At 58.0% G+C, this 6,289-nt stretch carries 9 protein-coding genes; 4 read left to right on the forward strand and 5 right to left on the reverse strand.

Annotation, left to right across the window (positions count from 1 at the left end; translation table 11 throughout):
• Positions 1-15: 15 nt before the first annotated feature.
• The gene (gene phoB, locus TU81_RS26910; RefSeq protein ID WP_008007735.1) at positions 16-705 is read right to left on the reverse strand and encodes a phosphate regulon transcriptional regulator PhoB; all 690 of its coding nucleotides are present in this window, start codon (positions 703-705) and stop codon (positions 16-18) included.
• 152 nt (positions 706-857) lie between these two features.
• On the opposite strand from phoB, the gene TU81_RS26915 reads away from it, so the two are divergent.
• Entirely contained in the window at positions 858-1,250 is a 393-nt protein-coding gene (locus TU81_RS26915) for a COG4315 family predicted lipoprotein (protein ID WP_038980597.1), read from the forward strand.
• A gap of 67 nt (positions 1,251-1,317) precedes the next feature.
• Here TU81_RS26915 and ubiA read toward each other — a convergent pair whose 3' ends face one another.
• Together ubiA and TU81_RS26925 are read right to left on the reverse strand one after the other, a co-directional pair.
• Complete coding sequence (gene ubiA / locus TU81_RS26920) at positions 1,318-2,208, reverse strand: 4-hydroxybenzoate octaprenyltransferase (protein ID WP_048397455.1); 891 nt, start codon at positions 2,206-2,208, stop codon at positions 1,318-1,320.
• Complete coding sequence (locus TU81_RS26925; protein ID WP_038980600.1) at positions 2,208-2,771, reverse strand: chorismate--pyruvate lyase family protein; 564 nt, start codon at positions 2,769-2,771, stop codon at positions 2,208-2,210. The genes ubiA and TU81_RS26925 overlap by 1 nt, the downstream gene beginning before the upstream one ends.
• Before the next feature lie 199 nt (positions 2,772-2,970).
• Between TU81_RS26925 and TU81_RS26930 the strand changes: the two genes are divergently transcribed.
• The 3 genes from TU81_RS26930 (at position 2,971) to TU81_RS26940 (ending at position 4,774) form a co-directional block, all read left to right on the forward strand.
• Entirely contained in the window at positions 2,971-3,138 is a 168-nt protein-coding gene (locus TU81_RS26930; protein WP_010465298.1) for a rubredoxin, read from the forward strand.
• A 19-nt stretch (positions 3,139-3,157) separates the two neighbouring features.
• Positions 3,158-4,306 (forward strand): NAD(P)/FAD-dependent oxidoreductase, encoded by a 1,149-nt coding sequence (locus TU81_RS26935; protein ID WP_048397458.1) that lies wholly within the window; start codon positions 3,158-3,160, stop codon positions 4,304-4,306.
• A 192-nt stretch (positions 4,307-4,498) separates the two neighbouring features.
• Positions 4,499-4,774, forward strand: a complete 276-nt coding sequence (locus tag TU81_RS26940; RefSeq protein ID WP_003213368.1) for an HU family DNA-binding protein — start codon at positions 4,499-4,501, stop codon at positions 4,772-4,774.
• A gap of 88 nt (positions 4,775-4,862) precedes the next feature.
• Here TU81_RS26940 and TU81_RS26945 read toward each other — a convergent pair whose 3' ends face one another.
• Both TU81_RS26945 and TU81_RS26950 read right to left on the reverse strand, forming a co-directional pair.
• Entirely contained in the window at positions 4,863-5,258 is a 396-nt protein-coding gene (locus tag TU81_RS26945) for a DUF6124 family protein (RefSeq protein ID WP_048397463.1), read from the reverse strand.
• Positions 5,259-5,615: 357 nt separating this feature from the next.
• Entirely contained in the window at positions 5,616-6,089 is a 474-nt protein-coding gene (locus tag TU81_RS26950; RefSeq protein WP_048397464.1) for an SMI1/KNR4 family protein, read from the reverse strand.
• Positions 6,090-6,289 lie beyond the last annotated feature (200 nt).

Here is a 6,289-nt window from a genome sequence, read left to right on the forward strand (position 1 = left end):
AGTCTGGCGGTCGGCTCAGGCCTTGGTGGAAAACCGGTAGCCGGTGCCGCGCACGGTTTGTACCAGATTTTCATAGGCATCGCCGAGGGCTTTGCGCAGGCGCCGGATGTGTACATCGACGGTGCGTTCTTCGACATAGACATTGCCGCCCCAGACCTGATCCAGCAACTGGCCGCGGGTATAGGCACGTTCCTGGTGGGTCATGAAAAACTGCAGCAGGCGGTATTCGGTCGGGCCCATCTCGGCGGGTTTGCCGTCGATGGTCACGCGGTGGCTGATCGGGTCCAGCAGCAGGCCGCCGACTTCGATTGGCGACTCGCCATCAGTCGGGCCGGCGCGGCGCAGCACGGCTTTCAGGCGCGCCACCAGCTCTCGCGGGGAAAATGGTTTGGTGATGTAGTCATCAGCGCCGACTTCCAGGCCCTGGATCTTGTTGTCCTCTTCGCCCTTGGCGGTGAGCATGATGATCGGGATATCCCCAGTCAGCTCATCGCGTTTGAGGCGGCGGGCCAGCTCGATGCCGGAAGTGCCGGGCAGCATCCAGTCGAGCAAAATCAGGTCCGGTTTACGGTCGACGATAATGGCATGGGCCTGCTGCGAATTCTCTGCCTCCAGGCAGTCATAGCCGGCCATTTCCAACGCAACGGCGATCATTTCGCGAATGGGCGCTTCGTCGTCAACGATCAGAATGCTCCTGCCAACCATGCGTTAATCCTCTTGTCATTTAACTGTCTTGCGCCGCATTAGATAACGGAATTATTGCAGTCGTGTGACAGTATTTTAGCTGTCCTGTGATTGGCGGGATCCTGAACTAAGCTTTAAGTCCGAATCCTGACAACCACAAGAGGAAGGTTTCCATGACATCGCACTCGTTTTCCTTCAAAACCCTGATGTTGGCCACTGCCTTGATTTTTCCGACGATGGCTTTCGCCGCCGAACCGGCGATGATGAAAGGCGACATGATGGTCGACCACAAGGGTATGACCGTTTACACGTTCGACAAGGACACCGGCGGCAAGTCGATGTGTAACGATGATTGTGCCAAGAACTGGCCACCGATGATGGCCCCGGCAGGCGCCAAGGCCGAAGGCAAATTTACGCCAATTAAACGGGATGATGGCACGATGCAATGGGCTTATGACGGTAAGCCGCTATATACGTTTATGAAGGACGAAAAACCTGGAGAGATGAAGGGTGACGGCATGAAAGATGTCTGGCACGTCATCACCAATACCGGACCGAAGAAGTAAGCGAGTTCAGGAACCACAGCCTCGTTCCAGTAGGAGCGAGGCTTTTGCCCGCGAAGGCTCAGTCGCTTCAGCGCAACGCGTAATCCAGCACAATCCCGACAAAAATCGCCAACCCCGCCCAATGGTTATGCAAAAACGCCTGAAAGCAGCGCATCCGGTCCTTGCTGCGGGTGTACCAGAACTCCCACGCAAAACAACCCGCCGCCGCCAGTAACCCGAGGTGGAACCAGCCGCCGAGCTGGAATTTCGAACCCGCCAGCAGCAGGCACCCCAATGCCAATCCTTGCAGGGTCAGAATGATCACTCTATCGGCGTCGCCAAACAGAATCGCTGTGGATTTCACCCCGATTTTCAGGTCGTCATCACGGTCGGTCATGGCGTAATAGGTGTCGTAGCCCACGGTCCACAACAGGTTGGCGATCCACAGCAACCAGGCCGCCGCCGGCAGTTCACCGGTTTCGGCGGTGAACGCCATCGGCATGCCCCAGGAGAACGCTGCGCCCAGCACCACTTGCGGGTAATAGGTATAGCGCTTCATGAACGGGTAACTGAACGCCAGGGCCAAGCCGCCAAGCGACAGCCACACCGTCGACGCGTTAGTACACAGCACCAGCAGGAAACTCACGCCCATCAGCGCCGCGAAGAACACCAGGGCTTCTTTCGAGCTGATCTTGCCGCTCACCAGTGGCCGCTGTTCGGTGCGTTTCACGTGGCCATCGACCTTACGGTCTGCCCAATCGTTGATCACACAACCGCCGGCACGGGTCAGCACCACCCCGAGCACGAAAATCACGATATTGGCCAATGAAGGCGAACCTTCACCGGCAATCCAGAGTGCCCACAGCGTCGGCCACAGCAGCAAATAAATGCCGATCGGCTTGTCCATGCGAGTCAGCTGAATAAAATCCCAGGCCCGAGGGTTCAAACGGTTCAGGGACTTGAGCAGGCTCTGGTACATCAGCAATTCTCCGGATGGGCGCGGGTGGCGCTCCACAAGGTCGGCAGGAAAATCTCGGCCACCAGCACGCTCAAGGCGCCGCGGTCGAAACGCGAGCGCCGGCCCCACAGTTCAGACGCCTGAGCGTCCACCGGTAACCATGCTTGAGGATAGTGACAAACCTCTATGGCCCGGCGCTGAAACGCCTGATCGCAAAACAGCAATTCGCCCAGAGAGCGGCTGCCCAATTCATCCATATGCAGTCCGTCGCCCTGCAACGCACTACGCGCCGCCACGCTGCGGGCAAACACCCAGGCTTCTCCGTGGCCGCGCAAATACACCTCGCGCACCCAGCCTTCACTGCCTTCGGCCAGCTCCAGCGCAGCACATTCGTCGGCGCGCAACGATTGCCAGCCTTCGAACAGCGGCGTGACGCTGAAGCCATCATTCGACAGGCGGATCAAGCGTCGGGTCAGCGACCCTTCATCGAACAGCCAATCGAGCGTAGACGTATCGGGGAGGGGCGTCAGTTGGCTTCGGGGAAGCCAGACCGGTGTCGCGGAGGGGGATTTTGAGTGCGGCACAGTGAGTCATTATTGGCAGCAAATGAGGCGGCGAGCTTACCATGTCAGGCGCCGATTTTGATTGACCGGCCTGCCGTTACGCCGAACAGGCTTGCATCTGCCGGGTCCGATCAGTACAAAACGCCCTGAGCCGGACGGCAACGCTTCACCGATCGACCGTTCGCGCCGGCAAAAGCCTGAATCCTGAGGAAGTAACTGAATGAAAAAGTGGCAATGTGTGGTCTGCGGCCTGATTTATAACGAGGCCGAGGGCTGGCCGGACGACGGTATTGCGGCGGGCACGCTGTGGCAGGACGTGCCGGAAGATTGGCTGTGCCCGGACTGCGGCGTGGGCAAGATGGATTTCGAAATGATCGAAATCAACTAAGAATCCAAGGAGTAAGGGAATGAACGCACCTGTCGTGATCGTCGGCACTGGGCTGGCTGGCTACAACCTGGCCCGGGAGTTTCGCAAACTCGATGGCGAAACTCCGCTGCTGCTGATTACCGCAGATGACGGACGCTCCTACTCCAAGCCGATGCTCTCCACCGGCTTCGGCAAGAATAAAGACGCCGACGGCCTGAGCATGGCCGAACCGGGCGCCATGGCCGAGCAATTGAAAGCCGAAGTGCGCACCCACACGCGTATCAGCGGTATCGATCCAGGCCATAAACGCCTGTGGATTGGTGAGGAAGCGGTGATCTACCGTGACCTGATCCTGGCGTGGGGCGCGGAAACCGTGCGGGTGCCGATCGAAGGCGACGCGGCGGATGCCGTTTTCCCGATCAATGATCTTGAAGACTATGCACGCTTTCGCGCGGCCGCGGCCGGCAAGCATCGAGTATTGTTGCTGGGCGCCGGTTTGATCGGCTGCGAATTCGCCAACGATCTCATCCTCGGTGGTTACGAGGTGCAACTGGTTGCACCGTGCGAACAGGTCATGCCGACCTTGCTGCACCCAGCGGCGGCCGCTGCGGTCCAGGCCGGCCTGGAAAGCCTGGGCGCGCGCTTCCATCTCGGGCCGGTGCTCAATCGCCTGCAACGAGTGGCTGATGGCCTGGAAGCGCATCTGTCCGATGGCCAGGTCATCCTGTGCGATGTGGTGGTGTCGGCCATTGGTCTGCGTCCGCGCATCGACCTGGCGGCCGCTGCCGGGCTGCAGGTCAACCGTGGCGTAGTGGTCGACCGTCATCTGAAAACTTCTCACGCCAACATTTATGCCTTGGGCGACTGCGCCGAGGTCGATGGGCTGAATCTGTTGTACGTCATGCCCCTCATGAGCTGTGCGAGAGCGCTGGCCCAAACCCTCGCCGGCAACCCTACAGCAGTGAGTTATGGCCCGATGCCAATCACCGTGAAAACCCCGGTCTGCCCATTGGTGGTTTCGCCGCCGCCGCGGGGCGCGGAGGGCGTCTGGACGGTCGAAGGGCAGGGCGCGGACATCAAAGTGTTGTGCCGTGACAGCGCCGGCAAATTGCTGGGCTATGCCCTGACAGGCGCAGCGGTGATGGAAAAACTCGCCCTGAACAAAGAGCTTCCGGCCTTGCTGGCGTAAATAGCGGTCGTTCTGTCGGAATCACCCCGCTTTTGCTCCCACAAAGGTCGCGGGGAGACTGGCGCCGCTCTGAAGCGCGTGCCATTCTCACTCCCGTCTGCCGCAGAGTAGAGCACCTGCGGCGCCTTAGGCGCTGTTCCAACGAGAACAGCACGGACATAACAACAAAAAACCGTCAAAGGGGCTTCACTAATGCGTAAACCAGAACTCGCCGCTGCAATTGCGGAAAAAGCAGACCTCACCAAAGAACAGGCCAACCGCGTTCTCAACGCCGTTCTCGAAGAAATCACCGGCGCTCTGCACCGCAAAGACAGCGTCACGCTGGTGGGCTTCGGGACATTCCTGCAACGCCATCGCGGTGCCCGTACCGGCAAAAACCCGCAGACCGGTGAGCCAGTCAAAATCAAGGCCAGCAACACTGTTGCGTTCAAGCCGGGCAAATCGTTGAAGGACAGCGTTAATCCGTAACACGCACCGACTTCCCGCATAGCGGGTTAGCGGGATAAAAAATGGGCACGCCAACGAGGTTGGGTGCCCATTTTTTCTGTCTGGCGGATCAGCCGACTCGGCTTTGTTTCCTGGCGAGAATCGCTGCTATTTCCGGCTCATTCAGGTGATCCAGCGCTCGCTCCACCAACAAATGCACCCCGTCGGCCATGCGGCTGAGCGCCAAGACTATGGAGCGGCGTGAACCGTCCACATCGTCGGCGAGGTCGGCGGCGATGGCGCTGATGGACAAGAGGTCTTCCGAGGCGTTGGCGAGGAGGGCTTCAGTGTTGATGCCCGGGCAGACGCTGAAGAGTTGGCCGTTGCGTTTCGATGGTTTTGGTTCGGCTGGCGGGAAGTGATGGTCGAGGGCGCGCTCGGCGGCGTCGTTGAGTTTTTTTGAATCAGGGCTTTCGTATGGGGAGACCGAATCGGTGTCCGGTGGGTTAGGTGTGACCTTGAACATGATCTTCAATTCCTTGAGTGATGCTGACACCACTTCGCCGACTAAACGAAGGGGTGGCAGCTGTACGCAGGTTAGTCGGACCGGGGAATTGAAGAAGCCGGCGCACCCAAAGGTGCCCTACGCACAGCTACCATCAAAAGCAGGTAGGAAATACCTGTCTGACGGACGCTTGTACAACTTCAATTACCAGCGGGCGACTAAACCCGACCACTGACGATCAGTGACACGAATGAAGTTACCGACCGGCCCCAAAGCGCACAAGCCGGCGGATTCTGGCGTAGCCGTAGGCAACGACGCAAGATGTTGTAGCTTTCACGACGTTACCTACAAGGCTTTTAAACAGCGGCGTTGACCCATTCACTCCTCGTCCAAATCTTCCTCACCGATCAACCCTTGAACAAACCGGAGGAAATTCGAGCAGACCAGTTTTTCGGATTGAGCCTGATTCTCTTCAGGGCTTAGGTCGCTATCAAAGCTATCAGTCGTAAAATAACTAACGGCCTCCGTATCAAGATTCAAGCAAAAGAAGTTGCCACCCCAGTCGTTCGCGAAAGGCAGGAGGTGTGCAGGAAGTACCTGTTTTTTTAGCATCAACTGGTAGGTGGACAGCAGTGTGGAGTCGTCACCGGTAATCGGCTTGAACGCAACCACTTCCAGTGGCTCGTCAAAATCTTCGCTGACCCAATAGGTCCGCTCCGGTACGCCGCCGTTGTACTTGAGGTAATGGTTTCTAAAGGGCGTCGGTAGCTTCTTACCAATGACGGATTCCAGATGATCCAGATCCGCTGGCGTGATGGCCGCTTCGTCATTTGAGAATGTGTTTTCAAGCATTTCTACTGTGGTATCCCTGGATCCGGAGCGGGAATGACCACACTCGCCCAACTGGCTGTACGTTTGCGTTGTATCAGAGCACGCAATGCTTCTGCGTCAGGTTCGCCTTTTTTCGTGAATTTGACAGGTGCCAAAACATAGAGCATCACCTTTTCATCGTCGGGGATCGTCTCTTTTTCAGTTTTCGTATCCCAGGCTTA

It is taken from the genome of Pseudomonas lini, from assembly GCF_001042905.1.
Taxonomy (GTDB): domain Bacteria; phylum Pseudomonadota; class Gammaproteobacteria; order Pseudomonadales; family Pseudomonadaceae; genus Aquipseudomonas; species Aquipseudomonas lini.